This window comes from Mechercharimyces mesophilus (genome assembly GCF_059818345.1).
Genome location: NZ_JCBAPH010000004.1, coordinates 234,157 through 256,732, shown reverse-complemented (window position 1 = coordinate 256,732; position 22,576 = coordinate 234,157). Strand labels below are relative to the sequence as shown.

The following is a 22,576-nucleotide window of genomic DNA, read 5'->3' as shown; positions in this document are numbered from 1 at the left end:
TCAATGCCACATGAAGCAGTATTGCTAGTTGATAGAGCTTGGAATCACTCTCGGGAACACCACTGTTTGTCATGTATTCCACAGCGGATTCAATTAAAAGACCGAGGATTTGATCATCCTCGGTCCCATCAATGCGCAAATAGGTTTTTACTTGTTCGGTTGATGGCCTCATGAAACGTCACCTCGCTTATGCTTCCGGTGTTTTAGTAGCGATTCGGAATGCACTCTTCAGCTTGATCTTGTGATCAAACCAAGCCGTCAAGACGAAGTTTTCGATGCCTGTTTTAACGTCTTTGTCTCGTTCATACAGGAATTGTGGATCATAGTTGAAATGCGAGTACATGAAGTCGCCTACAATCGGTTTAGCCGCGGAGTCACAGAACACTACAGGCTTCCCGAGGATTTGTTCGGGCTGTGCCGTGTACAAAGTAGTGCTATCGTTCGCTAAAGTCTCAATGATATCCATGTAGTCAGCATAGCGCATGACGATAGTAGCTTTATCCCGGTAATCTTCATGTAAATCCGCTACCGCGGCTTTAATGGCGAGATATAAGCTCGCTTTCTCAACTTCTGTGATCCCCACACCATAAAAAGAGAGCGACTCTTCTCCTACCTTAGGTGTTTCAGCAAAAGCAACCTTCTTTTCCTTGGCGGCCACACCACTTTGAAGCGCTTGATCTACCGTCTGTACCAAATTCGTATCCGTGGCGAGAAGAACGGTCTCCGAGATGGGAACATAAATCTTGAATTTATTCCGCCCGAACGTCACGACATCTCCGTCCGCCTTCAATTCTTTCGCTGTGGCCGTATCCGCAATGAAATCGTCATTGTCAATGGTGAAGGTTACCTTCGGGATCTCCAAGTTCGTGACATTGGTGTATGAAGAGATATCGCGTAACGGGTTTTTCACAAAGGGTTCATGAAGGATCTCATTGGTCATGGTGGAAGGAAGAATCTTCTCCCCACCCGTCGTGTTGTTATCTCCCAATGCTGCTTTTACGTCATCAGCAGGCTGACGCTGACGAATAGTCGCACGGATGAGCTCTGCTTTAGCCGAAACTACCTTCGCCTTCGGGTCAGCGACACCCGTTAGTTTATCTTTTTTAGACTCAAAAGAAGCTCTCTGTTCAGCTTCCATCCGGTCATGGGCAGCTTTCAATGTATCAAAGCGTTCTTGTAAATCTTGAGCTGTCGCCTTTGCTTTTTTGACCTCTTCTATAGGCACGTCCGGTTCCGCTGTTTTTTCAAGAATCTCTTGTTCCGTTTTAGCCAGTTGATCGCCCACTGTTTTCAAATCATTTTTCACTTCATATAAGCTTTTACCCATTTCGCAATCCCTCCAAATAAAATTCAATTCGTTCCAAGTTCGACTTGGCTTCTTCCATCAATTGATTTCGCAAAGCATCCTCTTTTTCGTTTTTCGCTAGCTTTTCTGTTCTCAACAGCTCTTTCGGCGCGTTTTCGTACTTCTGCATGAACTCGCTATCTACACAGGCGGCTATGTTCTTTGCTTCAACGACGGTGTCACAAAGCCCATACCCCAGACACTCTTGTGCGGTGAGCCACGTTTCATCATCCAACATCTGAACAAGTTGATCTTCATTCAACTGTCCATTCGCTCGACCGAGATAGATTTCACGCATATTTGTTGCGAGTAAATCCAAATCGTCTGCTTTTTTCCTCAACACTTTCGCATTCCCAATCGCCATGGTAAAAGGATTATGGATCATCATCAAACTGTTTTCAGGCATAAAAATAGCATCGCCTGCCATTGCAATGGTGCTTGCGATGCTAGCGGCCAGCCCATCAACATGGACGTTCACCTTGGCCTTGTGCCTCTGAATGATGTTATAGATTGCCATCCCCTGAAACACCGATCCCCCAGGTGAATTGATGTAGATATTCAAGGTATCAATGTCGCCCAATGCGTCAAGGTCTTCTTTGAACGACTGGGCCGTTATATCCGTATCGTCCCATTTCCATGATACGATTTCCCCGTAGATCAACAAGTCGCCCGACTTCGCATCAGATGCCGCTTTGACTTCCCAGAACTTCTTCAGTTGGATCACCCCTTTCGAATGTTACTCTCCCTCTCATTGTTCGTTCATCACCTCCTCAGCTAAATGGTCCAGTCGTCTTAGATCTCGGCTCATGTATAAATAATCCCCTCCCTTTTTAGGCGGGAGATCTTCATACGCTCGCGTTTCATTAGGAGCCAACCAGCCCGAACGAATACCTTGGGTATAAAAGTCTCCTCTGGTTTTCATATCCCCGCGCAAAAGACCTGCCACATTGAATTTGAATCCCAACCCCACTCTTCGTTCTACATCGCTCAACAGTTTACGATTAAACTCCTGCTCATACATACGCACAATAGGGAGTAGAGTCATCTGCACATAATCGAGAGCCATCTGTTCCATACTCTTAAAACTCTCATCCTTGGTCTCCCCAAGCATGTGTAGCGGAATATTGTAAACGGTCGCTACCCTTGACCGTGTAATCTTCTCTACCTCAAAGACCTTTGTATCCATGAACTTTCTTTCTATCGGCTCAATCTCCATTCCTGAGTCTTGAATCAATACTCCACCATTGTCCTCGTAGAATGATTGGAACCGTTCGATGATCTTCCTCCTCTTATCATCCGCTAGGTGAGTATTCATCTTCAGAATGAAGGAGGCATTGATGGACCCTTCCATCTGATCCAAACTAAACTGCCTCACGTTCGCGTCAAAGTCCACGGTGTTCTTAAGCACGTCAATGGGACTGATCCCTTTGTATCCTGTCGTATGGATATGCTTCACATGGATCATGTCTAGATTGTGGACATAGTAACGTCCTTTGTCTCCATCCACCTGATACCAAAGATCATAGGTATCAGCTTCAATGACAGGTTCCACTCTCGTCGGATCAAGAATATAGAGGGATTGCACCTGGTATTGGTTGTTGTATAACTTTATGGCATATGCATTTCCATTCGTGCCACGGTGTGCTTCCATGGTGCGAATGAAATCAAAACTGGTTATGTTCGGATTCGGAGCATAAGAGATAAGATCCGCCGCTCGTGACCTTACCTGTTCATATTCTTGATTGAATAAATGAAGCGGTAGGGTCCCCAGTGAATTAGATAAGCGAGAAACCGCAGCAAAAATGGTTTCATTCGTTGCTAATGTCCCGCTTGCACTGTTCCAAAAAGAGCTGTTCGGTTTAAACGCTCGTGATAATCGAACATACACACTACTATTTTTTGCTGACGAGGCCCTACTTTTCGCCCAGCTCTTGATTCGTTCCCACACTTTCTCACCTCCCCCTCAAATCCTTAAGCGATATCACCTCAATCCCGTCTCCAGATAGAGGTTGAACCAATCGCTTCATTACTTCGGTATGAGCATTCAATAGCGCAACAAATCCATCGATCTTCCGATATCGGCTCTGTTTGGTTGGCATCCAGTTGCCGTTACGATCCGTTACCAGTTTGATGTTATTGATATACCAGCGTAGAAGGCGGTTTTCGTTATAGACGACCCTTCCGTCTAGTAAAAGCTCTTTAATATCCTTCATGGCCGGGCTCAATGTCTTGTGTCCCTGTCGTACGACAATGGTTTCAAATCCATAGTTCTTTAGATCTTCCACCAAACGAAAAGCATTGGCCGGATCATATGTGATTATCTCAATCTCGTATCTCTGGGACTGTTCAACAAACCAATCATAGACATACTTGTAATCGACATAGTCTCCTGGACAAACCGTGAGTAATCCCGCCTCTTCATACTCTCGATAAGGGATTTTTTCATTCTCTAACTCCACTTTTCGCCTCGGGATAAAGGAATGAGAAAGCACGAAGACCCTGCCATTGTCCAAAGGAAACTCCAGACAGGCAGACGTGAAGTCCTCCGTTGACGACAAGTCGAACCCACCCACGCAAGAGTGACCGTCCAACTCCTCAATAGGAAGGTGATCTTTATTTCGTTGGAGAACCTCAAAATCAATAAACGATTGCTCACCTGACTGTGAAAAGAGATTCAGCCGTTTCGTGATAAAGTCGGTTCTCTCTTGTGGCGTGTGTTTTCTTGAGTTCCACTCCTCAATCATAGTCTCCAATTTCATTGTTACCCCTAGATTCGGATTTGCTTTTATCCATACGCTTGTATCCTCAATGTCATCTCCTTCGTCCAGTTCAGCCATGTAATAAAACGTCCGCTCATCTTGAATCGCTCCTTCGAGTACATCCGCTGCTTTCTCGTAATAATCCATCAAGGGGCCATCCAGCCGATATCCTGCCGTCGATATATAAAGGATCAATGGTTGCTCCCTTGCTCCAGTCGAGTTTTTGATCACATTGATGAGCTTATAGTCCTTGTACTCATGCATCTCATCAAACACCCCTAAATGACAATTGAGTCCGTCTAGCTTTTCACTGTCACTTGCTTGGGGCTCGATCTTGGAAAATGTCTCATCATAGTGGATCGCATCTCGAAGGGGGCGGAAGTATTCTCTTAATAGCGGTGACTTCTTGACCATCTTCTTACACTCATCAAAGACCACTCTTGCCTGCTTCATGGAATTCGCTAAAAGATAGACATCAGCGCCGTTCTCGCCATCTTTCGAACAACCATAGTTCGCTAAGCCGGATACAATGGTGGATTTCCCGTTCTTTCTTCCAACAAAAATAAGCCCCTCTTTAAAGCGGCGTAGTTGCGTTTCATGGTGGACCCATCCATACAGCGAACCGATGACAAAATGCTGCCATGGCTGAAGCTCAAACCGATTGGATTTCCACTTCGACGGTCGACAGAACCGTTCGAAAAAGGCGATCGGTCGATAGGCTTTTTCTTCATCAAAAACATAGGGAAAATCAGCGGTTCCTTGTCTTTCTAAATCATTCAAATGACGTTCGCACGCCAATCGTACCTTATTGGATATCACAATGTTTCCATCCACTGCATCTTGAGCGTAAGCAGTAGTTAATAGGTTAGAAGTTTTTAAAGTCATCGTCCTTTTGCACCACCTCGACCAACTTCTTTGCCGATGATGGAGTCAGACAAAGTTCATTTAAGAGCTTGCGTTGTCCCTCAACATATTTGAGTAGTTTATCTACAGACTTGTTATCCCTCCATAACGACTGTTGCCCGTTGATAAAGAATTCAACCACTCCACGCTCTTTGATGTCTGCTAATAGCTCCGCCTTCATCTCTTCAAGAAGGGCAATGTTCTCCACAATGATCACGGTTCGTTCGTTCAAAGAATCATCTATATCTAGCTCATTCGCTATTGTGTGAAACAATTCAACGGCCGCGTCATCCTTGATGTATTTGCTCGGTTCATACTGGCTCATGACATACCCCCCCTCACGTAAGAAATTGGTTCGCGGTGAAAACGATGGGCCCCTGCCGGTCCCTAGCCCCCTTGTCATCAGCTTTTTAGGGAGGGGGGACTACTCAAAATAGAAAGAGCAACCACCATCCATATAGACTGGACGTGATTGCTCCCTTCTTCTCTCCCATCTACACCCTGTCATACGATGCTTTCTCTACCCGCTAAACTCCCCTCCGCCGGTGCCACGAGGTCCTCTTGGTCCTCTCGGACCACGCCTTCCTCTCGGTCCCCTTGGTCCCTGCGCTCCTGTCGCTCCTGCGGAACCCGTTGCACCTGTGGCTCCAGTTGGGCCGGTTGCGCCTATTTGATCTCCTATTTTTATAACAAATGCGTCCCGATTCCCACCATATTCAGTCTGAAAAGCGCCATCTGTGATAGGAAAATTCCCTGAAAACGTCAGGCCCACAAAGTATGCTTCTCCATCTTCGTCCACTGCCGCACCATTTCCAACATCCTGAGCACTCCCTCCCAAATAAGAAGAGAAAGAGAGCCCTTGACCCGAGAAGCTCAGCTGGGTTATAAACGCATCTCGATTTCCTGCCAAACTGTCTTGAAAAGCATCTGGGGTAATCGGAAAATCAGCGGCATTGGTACTCCCTGTCACCCAAGCCATTCCGAAAGCATCCACTGCGATATCATTTCCTTGCTGTAAGTTACTATTGTCATTCCCACCTAAAAAGGTGGAATAGATCAAAGTGCTCGCCATTGGATTTAGCTTCGTAACAAACGCATTGCTAAGACTTGTTAACGTCAGCTGAAAAGCATTGTTCGTTATCGGGAAATCAGAGGAATTCGTTAGTCCTGTTACGTAAATATATCCATTGTTTAAATCAATAGCATTTGCTCGATCATCCTCCGACCCACCTATAAGAGTCGAGAACATCAAGGCAGATCCGGAAGCATTAAACTTGGTGACGAACACATCTTCCATACCTTGCAATACCGTTTGAAAAGCCCCTGATGTTACAGGGAAATCTGTCGATTCTGTTCGACCTGTGACATAAGCTTGGTTGTTATCATTGACCACAATATCATTTCCAGTGTTTGGATCTCTTCCACCTAAATAGGTGGAGTATATTAAAGACGATCCTGTCGTACTAAATTTAGTGACAAAAGCATCTCTTTCTCCTCCAAATAAAGTATCAAAGGCACCCGAGGTGACAGGGAAATCATTAGACAGTGTTAAGCCTGTTATATATGCATGATTGGTTGCATCAACGTCGATCCCTGTCCCATTCTCTACACTACTTCCTCCCAAGTACGTTGAGTACAAAAGAACTGTTCCTGTGTCATTGAGCTTCGTTACAAATGCATCAACGCTTCCTCTTAGCATAGTCTGGAATGCACCCGAGGTGACCGGATAATTCGTCGATCTCGCCAGTCCTGTTACGTAGGCGTTTCCCGATGCATCCACTGCAATACTACGACCGTCGTCGTTATCAAACCCTCCTATATAAGTAGAATAGAGAAGGGAACTTCCTTGCTTATTAAATTTACTAACATATACATTGTCTGGACCCGCAAGAACTGTTTGAAAAGCCCCTGAAGTTATAGGGAAATTGGTCGATTCTGTAATCCCTGTGACGTATGCATTTTTTTCACTATCGACAGCTATCGCTGTCCCCGCATCTCTACCTGAACCTCCTAAGTAAGTGGAATAAAATACAACGGGGTCAATGACCAATAGCTTTGAAGGATCGTACGCTTTTCTCTCTATACCAAATCCGACGGATCTATCAGCGTTCAGCTCAAAGTACGTCGGAATTGTTTTCTTTTCGCTTCCCTTCCACTGAAAGCTGACTGGCTTTCTTTCTAATAGAACACCCTGTGGTGCATGAACAAACAAGTCGCCTTGTTCGTTCAACCTCACATCGGTTCCACCCTCATAGCAAAGACGAATATCTTCCACACTGGCACCTGGATGAACAACGACATCGTACTTCAAATGCTCTCCCTGCCCATAGAAAACCACATCAATCCCTTGCCAGACATCTTCGTAGGCGACTTGCTCAACTCTTTGCTCCTGTAAAACGTCTCCCCTGGGTACCACTCCTTCGCGTGCATCTACAAAACGCAAGAACACCTCTGACGATCTATCTAGTGTAAATCGAACTCCCTCTGACAAAAAGGCATACTGAACTCCCATTCCATGTGCAACATAGGCACCCTTCTCTATCTCATCACACCGTCTAAACCAAAGTGATTGCCTTGTGCTTTTCACCTTTTTCATTCCATACCCCTCCATTGAATGTCACCATGATGCATTAGTCTATGATCAACATGTATTTCGGGTATGGGCATCTGCCATAAATAGTCACACCATTTCCTCATTCGCCACCGACTGAATCACTCTAGCCTTGTATTCCTTGCTCTCCTGCTCCTTCTTCCCCTTCTCTGGATGGAGATTATTATGACACATGGCACATACACTCACTAAGTTGTTCTCATCCAACGCCCGCTCTGGTCTCTCCATCAGGTGTTCAACGTGGTGCACCATCACTGCTGGTGTGAGCTTATCCCTCTCTAAGCATGGCTGGCACAGGTAATTATCACGTATCAATACCGACTCACGTGCCTTCTTCCATGCTTTGCTCTTGTAAAACGGTAGTGGTTTTTTCAAGAATAGCACCTCTTCATTCATAGTAGACCTATGACACCTACTCATCATAAAACAAAAACACCCTCGTCATGAGAGCGTTCAATCATCGTTGCAAAAATCAAACCCCGTTCCCCCTACCCAAGAACCACTTGAGCATTAAAGGAGAAACAGGGTTGTATCCTTCATCAATATATAGGGTCCCACCACGATTAACAGCATACGATCACACTACCATAATAGCACTGTTTTCACGGTAATAGCGGTCAGAAACCGGTCAAAAAGCGGTCAAAACGAATATATTTAACATCTTATATTTTATCTGAATAAATTTCTTATTGACAAGTATAAACAAAGGATTATATAATCAATTTCATGCTGATACGCGGTTATCCTTTTTAGTAATAAAGTGAATAAAGAAAAAGGAGCCCACTTGTAGATACCGCCTAGCATATCAATAAACTAAATACATAAAAAAGTGCATGTACATATTGCTCAGATTATGCTTATGTACTAAAAGAAAGAGGACGATTTATGAAAAAGTTGTTAGCAATATTCTTATCATTAGTAATTTTCTTTACATTATTCTCACCTTCAACTGGCTACAGTGAACCTGAAATCGGCTTTAATGGACCGGATATTCACCCACCTAATACTGATGAAAAACCAGGTGGCAATACCAGTGACGAATCCACTGAAGAAACCGAAGAAGAGCTTGAAGAAGATTTCAACGAAGAAATTGATGAAGACGAGTTTTTTGATGGTGACCTCGTCTCAGAAGATGAAGAAATTACTCTTCCTGATGAATTGCCTTCAGATGAAGAACTCGAAGAATTAATTATAATGCAAGAATCGATGGAAGAAATCGAGAAAGAAGTGGAAATGCTTGAAAAGTACATTGTTGAAAATGAAAACGATCCATCCGTTTTCTACTTCGATACAAAGAAGGCTGAGCAAGATGGAGTTCCTTCTAGTGTACTGGAACAAGGAAATGTATTCAATAAATTTGCTGAAGACAGTGCACCCATAAGTCAGGATGAAGAATTGGCACCTTCTAATATTAAAGCTCCTGGAATATACGGAAATTGGTGTGGTCCAAAACACGGAGGAAAGAAGAAGAACAGTCCTAAACCAGTTGATACCTTAGATTCTCTATGTATGAATCACGACCTAGAGTACGCTAAGTGGGGTTACTTCAATTGTACAGCAGATAGGAATTTGCTTTGGGGTATTGTAAGGAAGTATCCTAAGATGAAGTCAAAAGAGAAAAAGATGGCCACTACTGTTTATTCTTACTTTAGGAAGCAAATGGCTGTTCGTGGATGTAAAAACATTGATATGCCCTCCAGTAGCCCTGGATATGCAAAAAGGTTAAAAAGTAGTACTCTATCTGCAAAGAAATCAGCAGGTACAGTCGGTTTTGCTACTGCATACAAAGGTAAAATCCACACCGCGTTTTATGCATACAGCTCAAACCACAAAACATCCTCAGTTGCAGTATACTTACAAAGGAAGCATAATGGTGAATGGAAGACAGTAAGAAATACTAAAGTAACCACAAATGGTAAATATAGATACGTTACATTTACTAAAGAATCCAATGGATCGTTACATCCAGGGACAGCATATCGATTACTAGTGAAAAACAACAACTCTTACAGCGTAAAGGTAGACGCTATTATATCGAATTAAGAGGAACAATTTGTTTTCAAACAAGGGGTGTATCATGAGAGATTTGCAAGATAAAAGAGTGATAGGCAAGAACAGTTTATTTTCACTTCTTGCAATTGGCATTGGCATCATGCTGTACTTGCTAATGATGGTTATTCCGGCACTTAATTATGGAGTTGATCAAGGTATCCCGCTATGGATGCTTACTTGGGTAATAAATCCTATAGGCGTGATATTCAGTCTCATCGGGATATCAAAACAAGAGCGTTTTTCTGCTTTCGGACTAGTAGGGAACATCATTATGTCCTTCTCAATCTTCCTATTTGTTCCATTAGTATATTTATTAGGTGCAATTTTCGACTGGCAACCCTAACTCAACTTTTCAAAGGCTGTTCTCAATTGAGAACAGCCTTATCATTTGCTATCTCGTCCCAATCCCAACATCACCGCCATCTTCCGCATCGCCTCCTTCTTAATCCGCCTATACGTACTCTCACTCCTTACTAGAACGGTATATCATCAAATCCATCTGACTCCGGCAACATCCCCTGCAACTGATCCTCTATCCATTTCTTTAGCGCATCATCTGATCGTTCGTATATACGCCACGATCTCTACTAGCTGCTGCACATCTCCGTGGACAGGTCATCGTCCTTCTAAACTTGATCAACAGCTCCCCATTTATCTCGATGTCTGTCCTCGTTTATATCGTATCTCTCGCTCTCTGCTTGGCATCTTGTACACCCCTTCTCTCTGGCTGGTAAAATAATGTTCCAATAGTCTTCAATCCCACTTGCTTCCACTTTCGTCATTTGAGTGAGAGCGTTCAATCATCGTTGCAAAAATCAAACCCCGTTCCCCCTACCCAAGAACCACTTGAGCGCCAACGGAGAGACAGGGTGATGTCCTTCATCAATATATAGCGTCCCAGCCACGACTAACGGCATACGATCACACTACCATAATAGCACGGCTTTCCGGATAATAGCGGTCAGAAACCGGTCAAAAAGCGGTCAAATCCCGCAAATATGGCATTGAGTTGTAGACGGCGTTTTTCTTTTGCGAAAAATAAGCCAAGCTAGGAAACCCCCACTTGGCTTTGTTCGTTAGTATAGCTTACTTAATAATTCTGTAAAAGTCTCACACACATAGTAGATTTCATCTTCCTCATGATACCAGTATACAATGCTAGGCTTTTTGTCATTTTTACGGTAATCAAAACACAGGAAGTTACCCGCGGCATCTAAACCGAAGGGAATTACTTCATTTGGAAAATCATCATCTTCCGACATGTCAAGTGCTATTTGTTGAAAGCTTTCATCATCATGAGGATCAAAACTTAAAAGCGTATGAAAGTACCCGTTTAGCCCATTATTGTACTTGAAACGATGAGTTTCAAGTGAAGCTCCATGGTACTTCTGAATCACATGAATGAAATCTAAGGGGAACTTAACGCCTAATCTTTGCTCTACTAACTGAATAGTTTCCTCATTTACAGGATCATTGGTATATTCCCATTCGATTCCCTGCATATAAGCCCTCTCACCTATCTATATTCTTTACCCTTCTCAATTGTCGCGTTTCCCAGTACGACCCCCGTTTGAATCGAAAGAACGACCCCAGTAGTGGAGTCGCCCTAGATAACATACGACAAGTGTCGAGCTTATATTCGGTAGTGCCTTACACGTTATCTAATTCATCTTCATCCAACGCATGTTCAGTGAACAAATGGATAAATTCGGTGAACGTCTCACAAATCCAATGTTCTTTCTTAATTCTATCTCCTTCAAATATATCTTCCATAAAATCAGACCGATGGATATATATTATCCCTGTCGGCTCTTTTCCAAGTTCCCCCAAAAAACAATACTGTTCCAAAGCAGAATCTTGGGCAAAGGGAACCATCATCACTCCCTTATCACGAATTATTTCTTCATCTTCTTCAAGAATTTCCTCTACCATATTTTCTATTTGCGATGGGAATAGGATATTTACCAGCTCATAAAATTCACCATTCAACTTGATATGGGTGCTTTCTTCAAGACCCACATATTTCAAATACCACTCCAAAAAATCTTTCGGAAACTTTAATCCTGCTTTTTTTTCAATTTGCAACAGTTCTTCAAGAGAAACAGGCTTCTCCCTTTCAATCCATTTGATCATTTTATGTCCCTCCTAGCCTTTGTTGACCCCAATACTTGTGACCACCTGTGTGACGAAATGAATCATTTAGGTCGTAAGGAACTAAAATTAGTTTACCCGTTTCTTTATCATGATGCCAAGTTAGATTCTCCTCCATTATTCTATTACCACCCGGTCCAATAGGCCCTTTATTTTTCCTAATTGATTCCTTCTGTGCATCTGTAAAGCCAAAATCTGATTCCCAATCAGGATACTTCTCTTTCAATAATCTGGTAGCAAATCTTGTCTGATCTGGACTTCTACCAACGGTGGCGTCGTCGGGTAATATAATTTCTATAGGATTTCCTAACGAATCCTTTACAGCATATGGAGTGAAATCAGGAAGAGCGTCTCCATTATACCGAACCGTATAAGTATTCCCAGCAGGAGTTGTCTGCGTCTCAATTGTATTTGCTTTATCCCCATACCGAACCTTAAATTCTCTTCCATCACTAGTTTCAGCTATAAGTTTACCATTTTCATTTCGACTAGTTTCAAATGAAAAGTCAGGATCTCCACTCCGCAAACTAGGTGGTTTATTTGGATGGTCTGATCTACGATGCGATTCCACGTCATTTAGTGGACCTTGCCCATCCCCGCCTGAACCCGTCCCTCTTGACTCACGCACATCAGGTTCATTCCAATCAAAGCGCATCCCTGTACCCGCATCTTGTACTTGGGTGCGAGGCATCCAGCGTTCTAATGAATTCTGCGACTTTCGCTTGATAAAATCGAAAGCCTCATCGGCTACCTTCACCATCGGTATGCGACCCAGGATTTGCTCTGCTGCTAGAGCGGCAAGAACTATAGCAGCTTCTTGTGGTGGATGTTGGAGCATCTCCTTTGCCCACGACTTCGTACTTCCCCACGGATCTTCGATGAACGCTTTTGTCGGCTCCGGATTATCTAATACCTCCTTCGCTGTCAATGCTGCCCCTAGAGCAGTAAAGCCACCTACAATCCAGCCGCCTCCAGTTGCCACTGTCAATAGCGTGCCAAGGACGGTTACCGCAACAATCACGCCGCCTTTTTCCCATCCGTTAAGCCCATTCCACCAATCAGACAATCGATCCAAAAGACCTGAAAAGTAAGCATCCCCTGTTCCACTGTACATATCCGGAAGGAAAATAATGAGGAAGACCAACACCAGAGCAACTAAGAATCCTTCTAAGACGAGTTTATGCTGCTTGAGGGACGCTATCTGGGAAGTTCGATCCTTTGACTCTTCCTCGCGAAGAAGTGAGAAACCATAATGCCGTCTCTCACGGGTAAAGCCGAGAGAATGCCCAAAGGCTTTCCGCCCTCTCATCATCGCTTGCAAAATCACGATCCAATCCGACACCGGCTCTAATATCCTTTCACGTGGCAAAAGCGGTAATTGGTCACGTACACGGTTTAGAGTACGGTAGTCTAGGAAGATCGCAAGTGCAATGAATAAGACAAAGACCCACTTCAGTAAGTATCCATGGAATGATAGCGCGTAGAAAAAAGAAGCAACATCCGACATTCCTCCATGGTGAGCATTCCAAGCACCATGATCGAAAGTCGCCCAAGCAAAGAAGAAAAACGGAAGCAAATACACTTTCTTTCCCCAGCGACTCCGATAACGTAGAGCGATTCCAACCCCTAGCGTAATGAAGCCGGTCCACACTCCATGACCAGGAGAGATCGCCGTTCCATCTGAAAAGGCGCCAGGAAAGAGGGTGAATATCTCCCAGCTCTGCTCGGTGTCCACTAGTAGCTCCGCCAATAATTCAAAGAGACTGTTCCCTGAGTCCGCCGTCACCCAACGACGAACCATCTCCTCCATAAAGTTGAATCCGACACCTGTCGCAGCGCCTGCCAGCATATAATCGGTGAGGCTAAAACTCTTTGTTCGATTCGTAAACAGAAAAAGAAGTAGAAAAGGCAACAACTTAACTGACTCTTCGGTTAATGGACCGACAATTTCGGCACTCCATCTCGCCCCAATCGAGGCTGGACCCTCTGCAAACAATCCATGAATCGAATAGACAACCATTGCTGAAAGCGGCGCGATGACCCAAGCCCCGATGGCAAAAAAGCGGGCCATACCCGTCCATGTCAATGTCTTACTCCGCGCTAAGAACCAAAACTGCCATAGGAGATAATAACTCCAAAGAAACTGAATCAACGCTTCTCGAGCCGTTGGGATAAAAATCCACGCCAAGATAACCAATCCAAGAAGGAACCACGTCAATCCGATGTAAGTTCTCTTTATCCCCTTAAACAATAATGGATGTTTCTCTCTCCATCCCTCACGACGTCGCTTGCTATAATGCAGAACGGTCATTCCCCATGACCGTAACACTTCGAGCAAGAACATTCCCCCTCCCTTTCCTTATCTACCCTTTAACACTAGCATTATAGCATTTGTTGGTAGAGTAGGAAAGAGAGTTTAAAGTCGAATTTTCTCGTTAATATATCCCCTCTTTGATGACGACCCCCTGTCTTGATCGTACCGCCTGTTTGTACCCCACCCGTGTTTCTCACAGTACCGCCCCTGACTTAATTCCTGGCATCCAGGGTAGTTACAAGGACTGGGTGGTTTTTGTGGCATCTTCTTTCTCACTCCCCTGACACTGCTCCCAAAGCTCCTCGATCTCTTCCCGCTTATCCCACATGACACTCGTATTCCCGCGGATTGTCATCTCCGTTCGTATCAACACTTCGTTCATGTCGTACTTGTATCGAAACATCATCGGCACATCCGTGTCCAAGTCTCTACAGTACATATCCACAATGATCATACCGTCTCGCTTGTACAAGTTGACCTCATCATAGTTCGCTAACGAGATGTTGTCTGCTAAGAAAAACGGCGATATACCTTTGTCTGCGAGTAAACGACCGATCTTATGTTTGATCGCTTCCGTAGATTCCATCGAACCACTCCTTTTCATCGCAAAACAAAAACACCCTCGTCATGAGAGTGTTCAATCATCATTGCGATAATCAAGCCCTGTTCCTCCTACCGGAATCACTTGGGCATCAACAGAGAAACAGGGCCTAGCCTTGTTATCAATATATAGCGCCCCAGCCATGTCTAGTGGCATACGATCAAAATAGTGTAAGTTGATCTGCACTTATCGATCTTTCTGTTGAAGTAGGCTTTCCAACAAGAAACTTCATTCTTGAGTACTGCTTATCAGTCACCGTTAGCACTCTTACCGACCCCCTCGGAGGTAGATTTCGATTCAATCTGTCTAGGTGTTTTTGCATTCCATCATTTCCATTACAAATTCGACAGTAGACCGAAAACTGGAGCATATCATATCCATCATTAAGAAGAAATTTCCTGAACTTCGTATATTCGTTCCGATCATTTTTTCTTTTAACTGGTAGATCAAAGAACAGAAGAATCCTCATATACTTACTCATATCTATGTATTGCTATCGGTAAAATCCGAGGTAATTGAAGCAAGTTATAGTCATCTTGGCGACAAGCTGATGCATAGCTTTTGATCATTTCTTCTATCGATCGATGTATGCTATATACTTTATCCACCAACAACACATCCATATTTAATATGTTATACAGCTTAGAACGTACACCTTTATCAAAAGAATCCTCATCACTTACATTTGTCTGGACTAGCATGTCCACCATCGGGCGATACACCTCCATAAAATCATCCGCTAGGTTAAATTGGTTCAGATCATTATCATGGGTTATTCCTAAGCAAGGTAAAAATCCATAACTGACTAATGCCCTAGCGACTGCTCCCCGGACGATCGCATATCCATAATTAAGGGATATATTTATTGTATTTTCACTTCTTCGATGAAACTGCCCTTCAAATAACCACTTAAAATAAACTTGAGCACTATAGGCCTCCCGATTCGTTCCATCACCTGAATCAACCGTCTTGCTGATCTTAATGAGTTGCTCACTCCCACTCTTCCCTAAGATAGATAAACAGCTAGCCTGATTAAGGATTTTTTGTTTAATGATCTTTTGCCAAGTACGCTTCATAAAAGGTTTAGACAACGCGTACTGCATATGCAGTACGCTCTGTTGTCTTGAGTGCTTTTGATATCCATGCAATATACCATTAGGAAGATGCTTCTCGTTACATGTATAGAGAGCGATATTGAATTCACTGAATTTACTAAGGGTATGGCCCGTGAGAATTGAACTATTCTCTTCAAGGACTACAGATGCAATATCCTCCAGAGGAATTTTCACCTCATCTTCTTGGATAACAATAAGTTGGTTATTTCTAACACATAACTTAGCTTTTGTTGTTACCATGATGTGCCGCCAACTCAAGTCTCTTCTCACCTTTCACTTTTGTATAGTCGCCCAGAATACCCACTTGATACTTCTCAAAGCTCAAAAGAGTTCTCGAACCTATATCCTTTGCTTTATAAGAGCCATCATCCGTGATTACAGTAATGCCACCGTTAGATGAATGAACAGATTGATAGTAACCCAAAAGCTCATTTACAACGATTTTTTCGCCTGTAGATACTTTCGTAAGCTTAACTCCTTTTTTTGGAACAATTTTTACTAAGTCATTTTTAAATAGGCTAAATAAAAAGGAATACGATTCATCAATCTCCGGCCATAATCGAAATGCTGTATCTGCAGTAATAAATTTATTCGGTAGCGCATCTTTCACTAAATCAATTGAGTAAAGAGGGATCAAAAAGAATTTTCCACCCTTAGTAAATACGTCAGTACGAATGATTTCTCCATTATAGACTACTCCCTTGCCTCCATTAACCTCTCGAACAACACTTCTATTTTCCATTAGCTTAACTGATTTAATTAAAGGAGCGTTCCTTGATGCTTTACTAGGCTTGTACAGCGGCTCTTTAAAAGCTAACTTGGGATCATTCTTATTTTGTAACAATCGTTCCCTGATCGCTTGATATGTTATAGGATCACTTTCCTTACCATACATAGGGAAGTGTCCATTTTTATCTAATTCTATATTTTTTAGGGGGGTTTTTATAGCTGTAATTACCATGCCATCCTCTGTTTGTCCAACCCGTTTTCTTATTTTGTCTTTGTGCGCTTTACCCGTAACACTATGCCGCGGCATTCTTGATACAAATACTGGTTTTAGCTTAGATATAAACTCCTTATCATGGTTGTCCAATCCTAGCTCCCCTAAACATTGTTTTGGATCAGATGACAGCTTGCCTCGCAATTCCTTTCTAAAATCAGCCCAAGGTTCTGGAAAATGTACTTTCTTTCTCTTCAACGTTGCTTTACTCTCCTCGCGATTCTTGTAATAAGTTGTGACATCCCTGATAAACTTTTCATTTGTTACAGCAACAATAGCTGCATCTAATGCATGATGGAGCTCCCCTTCCTCACGATTCTTGTTAAACCCCCATCGACTTCGCAAATGAGCAGTCACCTTTCCGTTCACAGGTAATACTTTTTGTTCGCCCACGAAGTCCAGCTGATTTCGAATGAATTTAGCAAAGAAGGAAGAAATGGACCTTGTATCATTCAAATTGCGTTCTCGAAACTCGGCTTGCCCTTGTTCATTAAAGCATTTTCGGACTAGATGCTTTTTCTTTCTCTTATCCATATTTTTGTTACTTTCAACTCTCACTACATATACATCCCATCGATCGCTCCCCCCTAAGTATTCAAAAGGAGTCTGGTTCCCTTTATTCTGATTTTCCCTCGTCTTCACCAATACTTTGTTGTTATAAGTATCATCCAAGCTCCTGCTGTAGGGGAGAATATGATCGATCTCCACATAGCCTGGTTCGTGAAGCCTTCTTGCTTCAATGGGTTCATCACTGTACATACACCGTTCGTTTTGTTCTTTCCATAGCTTATACTTCACAATATCCAGACCTGATGGATCAATGTTGCCTAATTCACGAAGTCCTTCTTTTGCCTTCTCATTTCTCTTTTTGTTGGATTTATACTTCTTATCTATCTCATCACGTTCAGTAAAAGACTTAGACAATTCTCTCGCCATTTCAATATGGATGGCGGAAGGAGATCCATACTGTTTAATAAGTGCGTTCAAGACTTTTCTGGTCTGCGACAATGCACGTTGCACCACAGGATTTCCTATATTCGGTATAACCGGAAGCAACTTTTGTTTTTTTGATGAACTGGAACATCCCTGGAAATCGTAACCTGCTTTTTCACACGCTTGATTGTATTGCATTCCTTCCTCTAGAAAAGGCAAAATATTCCGAAGCGCTACTCGGGACAAATGACCTACTTTTGTAAAGTTCAATGTTACAAATTGATCAATCCACTCTTCCGGATAGCTCTTATCCGAGAGGTTGACCTGTAATTTACCCTTACTGTTAACATAATTATTACTTAAGTAATCTCTAATATCCTTATCATCCTTGAAAACAGTCAAGGCATAAGCGACAGTATCGTAATCTATATCTGTTACTAGTTGATCAACTTCGTCCTCACACACTTTTTCAAATATCGCACGGATTTTGTGAAAGCTTTCTAACTTTAAAAAGACATCACTTTCAACCTTCTTTGTCGATAGTGATGGTGCATAGTACAAGTTGCTAAAACGCCAACTCTCATCTAAATTCAATTTTTTCCTAATATCAGAGTACTTCACTTTCACTTTAGCAAACACTAATTCTTTTATAACATGACGCTCCGCTTTCTCTAATCTCCGGAATTCAGATCCATTTACAATCGTCAGTTTGTTAATCTCATCAAGAGCAATGAATCTTTGGAATGAAAGTGATGCTTTAGGTACTCTCTTTTCCTGTTCTTCGAATGTACAATATCCCAACATACTTTCGATCTGCTCTTTCGAAGCATAGGGTCTCTGTGAACCCCATATCTCCACATATGCTTGCTGGAAATCTTCGCACGCAAGTGCATTTCCATGTTTCCGCTGATAGTCAAACAATGTCTTAATCTCATTACGTACATCTTCCCGACTTACCAAGTTAAGATAGTCTCCTCTTCTATTCCTCTTATTGTGCTTAAATTTATCATCTTTCACCATCATTTCAGCTATAGTTCTGTACTCCATACCCTTCATGATTCTCTGATTTTCATTAATATTCACAAGCATAGGCTTATTGTCATCTGATCCATTTTCACTTCTTCTATTGGACTGAAAGCCTCTGCGCTGTGCTAAATGAATAAGTACACGCGCCCATTCAGGGTTTGTTAACCTCCTCTTTAATGCATCCAGACGCAATTCCCAAATATCAAGACAAAAGCGATCGTTATAAAGACAATTCATTTCCTGATTACTAAGCAAACCTTGCTTCACAATTAGGTTTTTTATGCGTTCAATTCGATGCTTTTTTCTTCTGTTTCTCCTTCGCGAACCACGAGCTTCTCTTCTAGGTTTAGCCAGGGGTTCTCCCCCGCTTTGCTCCGCTTTTTCAAACTTCCTTACCCCTAATGCTTGAAATCTATTATTATTCTGGTCAACAACAGCCCAACCACACGAAGTAATTCCAATGTCTAACCCTAATGTGTATCTCACATCTAACACCTCATCTTCCCAATTAAATAACATTATTACTAATATCATCATCAATAATACCAAAATTTTCATTCCAACACAAACGCAAATAATCTGGTCCAAAAGGAACCAGACTATCCAAAACGATCTATTCAAATATAGTGGGGAGAAATCCTAACATTGAGTTAGGATAAAATGGCGATCCCCAACGCCACAGGTCAATGCCTTTACTATAACAACTTCTGATGGAGTTCGATGTGATATGATACTCAAAATTATACAGGAAATCGATAAAAAAGCAAGTGTTAATTCAGTACAGAGCTATCCTTTTTCTCAAAAAGCGATTAAAAACACCTGCCCATCTCCATTATCTAATCATTTTTATATTGTTAAATCGTCTCCAAGACCGATTATTACTGAAGTTTATAGGTGCCTATCATATCACATCGAACTCCAACAGGGAGTTATAGCCGATACTGAACTATTGCCCCTAAAATAAGGAATCATATCACATCGAACTCCAACAGGGAGTTATAGCTGCCTGCACTATACCTACTATCCGCTATTGATCATATCACATCGAACTCCAACAGGGAGTTATAGCATATCTCTAAAACAGGGGAAAAAACCTACAATCATATCACATCGAACTCCAACAGGGAGTTATAGCTTCAAAGTACCCGAGAACATTCATGCTTTGATCATATCACATCGAACTCCAACAGGGAGTTATAGCGATGGATGAGCGGATGACGAGAGTGGCCATATCATATCACATCGAACTCCAACAGGGAGTTATAGCATGCACCGTCAGCTCACCTTGTTCAATAGATCATATCACATCGAACTCCAACAGGGAGTTATAGCTTCGTTTCCGTCCTCATCTGCCTCTGTTGCATCATATCACATCGAACTCCAACAGGGAGTTATAGCAAGACCGTCACTATAACGAATACGATCATCATCATATCACATCGAACTCCAACAGGGAGTTATAGCACTTTTCTTGATGAAGAGCCAACCTTGGAATCATATCACATCGAACTCCAACAGGGAGTTATAGCTAAATAGTTCATCTCGGAAGCTCTTGAATCATATCACATCGAACTCCAACAGGGAGTTATAGCTCGTTCACCTGTACCGTGTAATATCGAAATCATATCACATCGAACTCCAACAGGGAGTTATAGCCTCCCAAGAAAGATCCTGTCCTTGCTCTGAATCATATCACATCGAACTCCAACAGGGAGTTATAGCTTGTCTGGCTACCATAAGGGGTGCGTACACATCATATCACATCGAACTCCAACAGGGAGTTATAGCCATTAGAAAAGCGAGTGATGGAGGAGGCAGATCATATCACATCGAACTCCAACAGGGAGTTATAGCCAGAACAAGAGGCTCTCTATTTTCAAACCCATCATATCACATCGAACTCCAACAGGGAGTTATAGCGAAGTCAGTGGTTTGGTTCTTTCTGGATCTAATCATATCACATCGAAACCCATCAGGGAGTTATGGCCTATGGGCAGTGTCTGATTCCATTTGAAATAGTCATATCATATCGAACCTCATTAGGTAGTAGCTATAGTCAGACATGCTAACCTTGAATTAGTAAGCCCTAGGAATTGCGCATAATAATCTAACCACGCAAAAGAGCACACCCGAACTAGGTATTTTCTTTTTAATCTCTGTCCTTTAACAAATCAACTCCCAACATCACCGCCATCTTTCGCATTGCCTCCTTCTTAATCCTCCTATACGTACTCTCACTCCACATCAGCCTCGCCTGTACTTCCATATCCAGCCGATTGTTTATATACCGCTCCTCCAGTACCACCCGTTCATCGATATCCAACACACTAAGTGCCTTCTCGATCCGCTTCACCTTCTTCTCCATCCACTCCAGTCGTCCTCTCTGCTCGGCTCGTCTGATCCCATACCGCTCCGTGTCCGATACATACTCACTATACGCTGGGCTTGTCCGTTCTTCATAGACAGGGGTGCAAGACGGGAACTCTTCCTCCATCTGCAAGGTCGGTTTCCAGGTACGATAGTTCATCAATAGCTCCTCTACTTTCTTCCGATGCACAGGTTTCTTATTCGCCGATTTCGTCTCTGTTGCTACCGATTCCATACCTGCACCCCCATTGGTTTTGTTATCCTACATTGCCGTCGATATTATGGACAACAGCTTTGCTCGCCTTGGTCTCCACTTCATCTCCATTAGGAAGCGTAATCTTGATTGTTTCCTTCCAGTCTACTCCCTGCGTCACCACCACAGTTGCCTCAAACTCATCCGCATGACCACAATCCCTGAACTCTGGAACCAAACCTTCTGCCTGCAACATTGTTAAAATGAACCGATTCCGATGCGCTTCCACCTCTCTATGTGGCCGCTCCCCGATCATTGCATCTTCCCAAAAGTTTAAGAACAATTTACTCGCCATGATCATCCTCCTTATTTATATATCGGATAGTCAATCTCCACTTCCAACTCGTCCAGCCCATTTTCTCTACATATTGTGTAGATCATATTGGACTGCTTCTCCGCCCATCCAATATCCGTAGCATACTGATGTACCCCGGGATTCTCTGGGTTGTACAGCATCTTGTAGAGAGTGTCCTGTTCGTGACTGGAATACGTGTACCAGTCCGAGATGCACTTCGCCCCACCCATGATAGCCTTCTTCACATTGTTCCAGTTCTTCTGCTTCGCGTATGCCGCGCCTAGATTTGATGCGTCGCCATCGTAAGCAGCCACACCGAAAACGTTGTAGTACCCCTCATAGCCGTCGACTTCTCCGTTCGCCAACCTACTGGTCCCATGGCTCGTCTCCAGCAAGGAGTGAGCTATCAAATAGACAGGATCAACCCCATAGACGTCTCCTGCGGACTTGAACGTGAATCCCATCCCTTCGAGCGACCCCTTCCCTTCCAATGCCTGATCCAACAGCTCTATACTTACATCCATCTGATTCGATAGCAGAATGTGTTGAAAGATCTTCGAAGGTGACATCGTATTTGATGGCGATACCTTCTCTACGACTTCTCCCAATGTCGCACTGCGGAAACCGCCCAGCTCGTCATCCCATACAATCGCTCCGCTCGTACCATAGTCCTTGTGGATTTCAGATGCTTCTTCCACGCTCATATCACAAGACGTAAACGAAAACGACCGCAGTTCTCCACTCAACAGCTCTCCTACTTTAAAACCCATACTCATCATCTCCCCTTGGATTTATGTTTGATCATAAATTCTGCTTGCCAAGGCAACAAGTACTTTCCCACTCTCATCCTT

At 43.0% G+C, this 22,576-nt stretch carries 22 protein-coding genes and 1 CRISPR repeat array; of the genes, 2 read left to right on the top strand and 20 right to left on the bottom strand.

Translation table 11 applies throughout. The features are described 5' to 3' along the window. The 8 genes from AC6RGY_RS12615 to AC6RGY_RS12580 all read right to left on the bottom strand — a co-directional run. A partial coding sequence (locus AC6RGY_RS12615) for a head-tail connector protein (RefSeq protein WP_499863402.1) occupies positions 1-172 on the bottom strand: 172 nt, incomplete at its 3' end. 15 nt (positions 173-187) lie between these two features. Further along, positions 188-1,327 (bottom strand): phage major capsid protein, encoded by a 1,140-nt coding sequence (locus AC6RGY_RS12610; RefSeq protein WP_499863391.1) that lies wholly within the window; start codon positions 1,325-1,327, stop codon positions 188-190. Next, positions 1,320-2,069: a head maturation protease, ClpP-related gene (locus AC6RGY_RS12605; RefSeq protein WP_499863389.1), complete on the bottom strand. Its 750-nt coding sequence runs from the start codon at positions 2,067-2,069 to the stop codon at positions 1,320-1,322. The genes AC6RGY_RS12610 and AC6RGY_RS12605 overlap by 8 nt, the downstream gene beginning before the upstream one ends. Before the next feature lie 24 nt (positions 2,070-2,093). After that, positions 2,094-3,293 (bottom strand): phage portal protein, encoded by a 1,200-nt coding sequence (locus AC6RGY_RS12600; protein WP_499863387.1) that lies wholly within the window; start codon positions 3,291-3,293, stop codon positions 2,094-2,096. Positions 3,294-3,297: 4 nt separating this feature from the next. Next, a complete protein-coding gene (locus AC6RGY_RS12595) occupies positions 3,298-4,989 on the bottom strand; it encodes a terminase large subunit (RefSeq protein ID WP_499863385.1) in 1,692 nt (563 codons plus the stop codon). Then, positions 4,970-5,332, bottom strand: a complete 363-nt coding sequence (locus AC6RGY_RS12590; protein ID WP_499863383.1) for a P27 family phage terminase small subunit — start codon at positions 5,330-5,332, stop codon at positions 4,970-4,972. Before AC6RGY_RS12590 ends, AC6RGY_RS12595 begins: the two co-directional genes overlap by 20 nt. Before the next feature lie 195 nt (positions 5,333-5,527). Next, a complete protein-coding gene (locus AC6RGY_RS12585; RefSeq protein ID WP_499863381.1) occupies positions 5,528-7,603 on the bottom strand; it encodes a DUF7948 domain-containing protein in 2,076 nt (691 codons plus the stop codon). A gap of 84 nt (positions 7,604-7,687) precedes the next feature. Further along, positions 7,688-7,993, bottom strand: a complete 306-nt coding sequence (locus AC6RGY_RS12580; RefSeq protein WP_499863379.1) for an HNH endonuclease — start codon at positions 7,991-7,993, stop codon at positions 7,688-7,690. A 510-nt stretch (positions 7,994-8,503) separates the two neighbouring features. Here AC6RGY_RS12580 and AC6RGY_RS12575 point away from each other — a divergent pair. Both AC6RGY_RS12575 and AC6RGY_RS12570 read left to right on the top strand, forming a co-directional pair. Then, positions 8,504-9,661 (top strand): phospholipase A2 family protein, encoded by a 1,158-nt coding sequence (locus AC6RGY_RS12575; RefSeq protein ID WP_499863377.1) that lies wholly within the window; start codon positions 8,504-8,506, stop codon positions 9,659-9,661. 34 nt (positions 9,662-9,695) lie between these two features. Beyond that, complete coding sequence (locus AC6RGY_RS12570) at positions 9,696-10,013, top strand: hypothetical protein (protein ID WP_499863376.1); 318 nt, start codon at positions 9,696-9,698, stop codon at positions 10,011-10,013. 733 nt (positions 10,014-10,746) lie between these two features. Here the strand turns inward: AC6RGY_RS12570 and AC6RGY_RS12565 are convergent. From AC6RGY_RS12565 to AC6RGY_RS12510, 12 genes are all read right to left on the bottom strand, one after another. Beyond that, positions 10,747-11,172, bottom strand: a complete 426-nt coding sequence (locus AC6RGY_RS12565) for an SMI1/KNR4 family protein (RefSeq protein ID WP_499863374.1) — start codon at positions 11,170-11,172, stop codon at positions 10,747-10,749. Between the two features lie 148 nt (positions 11,173-11,320). After that, positions 11,321-11,803, bottom strand: coding sequence for an SMI1/KNR4 family protein (locus AC6RGY_RS12560; RefSeq protein ID WP_499863372.1), 483 nt, complete (start codon positions 11,801-11,803; stop codon positions 11,321-11,323). A 1-nt stretch (position 11,804) separates the two neighbouring features. Beyond that, on the bottom strand, positions 11,805-14,150 hold the full coding sequence (locus AC6RGY_RS12555; RefSeq protein ID WP_499863400.1) for a PrsW family glutamic-type intramembrane protease: 2,346 nt from the start codon (positions 14,148-14,150) through the stop codon (positions 11,805-11,807). 87 nt (positions 14,151-14,237) lie between these two features. Next, positions 14,238-14,399 carry a DUF8602 domain-containing protein gene (locus AC6RGY_RS12550; RefSeq protein WP_499863370.1) on the bottom strand — a complete coding sequence of 54 codons (162 nt, stop codon included), beginning with the start codon at positions 14,397-14,399 and terminating at the stop codon, positions 14,238-14,240. Next, on the bottom strand, positions 14,371-14,721 hold the full coding sequence (locus tag AC6RGY_RS12545) for a hypothetical protein (protein ID WP_499863369.1): 351 nt from the start codon (positions 14,719-14,721) through the stop codon (positions 14,371-14,373). Before AC6RGY_RS12545 ends, AC6RGY_RS12550 begins: the two co-directional genes overlap by 29 nt. Before the next feature lie 51 nt (positions 14,722-14,772). Then, positions 14,773-14,922 carry a hypothetical protein gene (locus AC6RGY_RS12540; protein WP_499863404.1) on the bottom strand — a complete coding sequence of 50 codons (150 nt, stop codon included), beginning with the start codon at positions 14,920-14,922 and terminating at the stop codon, positions 14,773-14,775. Continuing rightward, positions 14,897-15,205, bottom strand: coding sequence for a CRISPR-associated endonuclease Cas2 (gene cas2 / locus AC6RGY_RS12535; protein ID WP_499863367.1), 309 nt, complete (start codon positions 15,203-15,205; stop codon positions 14,897-14,899). Before cas2 ends, AC6RGY_RS12540 begins: the two co-directional genes overlap by 26 nt. 4 nt (positions 15,206-15,209) lie before the next feature. After that, positions 15,210-16,091, bottom strand: a complete 882-nt coding sequence (cas1, locus tag AC6RGY_RS12530; protein WP_499863366.1) for a type II CRISPR-associated endonuclease Cas1 — start codon at positions 16,089-16,091, stop codon at positions 15,210-15,212. Continuing rightward, positions 16,072-19,398, bottom strand: coding sequence for a type II CRISPR RNA-guided endonuclease Cas9 (cas9, locus tag AC6RGY_RS12525; protein WP_499863365.1), 3,327 nt, complete (start codon positions 19,396-19,398; stop codon positions 16,072-16,074). The genes cas1 and cas9 overlap by 20 nt, the downstream gene beginning before the upstream one ends. 312 nt (positions 19,399-19,710) lie before the next feature. Beyond that, positions 19,711-20,797: direct repeats of the CRISPR family, unit length 36 nt; unit sequence ATCATATCACATCGAACTCCAACAGGGAGTTATAGC. A gap of 162 nt (positions 20,798-20,959) precedes the next feature. Then, on the bottom strand, positions 20,960-21,412 hold the full coding sequence (locus AC6RGY_RS12520; RefSeq protein ID WP_499863364.1) for an ArpU family phage packaging/lysis transcriptional regulator: 453 nt from the start codon (positions 21,410-21,412) through the stop codon (positions 20,960-20,962). A gap of 22 nt (positions 21,413-21,434) precedes the next feature. After that, positions 21,435-21,725, bottom strand: coding sequence for a hypothetical protein (locus tag AC6RGY_RS12515; RefSeq protein ID WP_499863363.1), 291 nt, complete (start codon positions 21,723-21,725; stop codon positions 21,435-21,437). Positions 21,726-21,736: 11 nt separating this feature from the next. Next, positions 21,737-22,495: an N-acetylglucosaminidase gene (locus AC6RGY_RS12510; RefSeq protein WP_499863362.1), complete on the bottom strand. Its 759-nt coding sequence runs from the start codon at positions 22,493-22,495 to the stop codon at positions 21,737-21,739. Between the last annotated feature and the right edge of the window lie 81 nt (positions 22,496-22,576).

Bases quoted from the DNA above. Each gene is read 5' to 3' on its own strand.
- AC6RGY_RS12610 (WP_499863391.1), bottom strand. From the start codon at position 1,327: ATGGGTAAAAGCTTATATGAAGTGAAAAATGATTTGAAAACAGTGGGC.
- AC6RGY_RS12595 (WP_499863385.1), bottom strand. From the start codon at position 4,989: ATGACTTTAAAAACTTCTAACCTATTAACTACTGCTTACGCTCAAGAT.
- AC6RGY_RS12590 (WP_499863383.1), bottom strand. From the start codon at position 5,332: ATGAGCCAGTATGAACCGAGCAAATACATCAAGGATGACGCGGCCGTT.
- AC6RGY_RS12585 (WP_499863381.1), bottom strand. From the start codon at position 7,603: ATGAAAAAGGTGAAAAGCACAAGGCAATCACTTTGGTTTAGACGGTGT.
- AC6RGY_RS12575 (WP_499863377.1), top strand. From the start codon at position 8,504: ATGAAAAAGTTGTTAGCAATATTCTTATCATTAGTAATTTTCTTTACA.
- AC6RGY_RS12570 (WP_499863376.1), top strand. From the start codon at position 9,696: ATGAGAGATTTGCAAGATAAAAGAGTGATAGGCAAGAACAGTTTATTT.
- AC6RGY_RS12565 (WP_499863374.1), bottom strand. From the start codon at position 11,172: ATGCAGGGAATCGAATGGGAATATACCAATGATCCTGTAAATGAGGAA.
- AC6RGY_RS12560 (WP_499863372.1), bottom strand. From the start codon at position 11,803: ATGATCAAATGGATTGAAAGGGAGAAGCCTGTTTCTCTTGAAGAACTG.
- AC6RGY_RS12550 (WP_499863370.1), bottom strand. From the start codon at position 14,399: ATGCCACAAAAACCACCCAGTCCTTGTAACTACCCTGGATGCCAGGAA.
- AC6RGY_RS12545 (WP_499863369.1), bottom strand. From the start codon at position 14,721: ATGGAATCTACGGAAGCGATCAAACATAAGATCGGTCGTTTACTCGCA.
- cas2 (WP_499863367.1), bottom strand. From the start codon at position 15,205: ATGAGGATTCTTCTGTTCTTTGATCTACCAGTTAAAAGAAAAAATGAT.
- cas1 (WP_499863366.1), bottom strand. From the start codon at position 16,091: ATGGTAACAACAAAAGCTAAGTTATGTGTTAGAAATAACCAACTTATT.
- AC6RGY_RS12520 (WP_499863364.1), bottom strand. From the start codon at position 21,412: ATGGAATCGGTAGCAACAGAGACGAAATCGGCGAATAAGAAACCTGTG.
- AC6RGY_RS12515 (WP_499863363.1), bottom strand. From the start codon at position 21,725: ATGGCGAGTAAATTGTTCTTAAACTTTTGGGAAGATGCAATGATCGGG.
- AC6RGY_RS12510 (WP_499863362.1), bottom strand. From the start codon at position 22,495: ATGGGTTTTAAAGTAGGAGAGCTGTTGAGTGGAGAACTGCGGTCGTTT.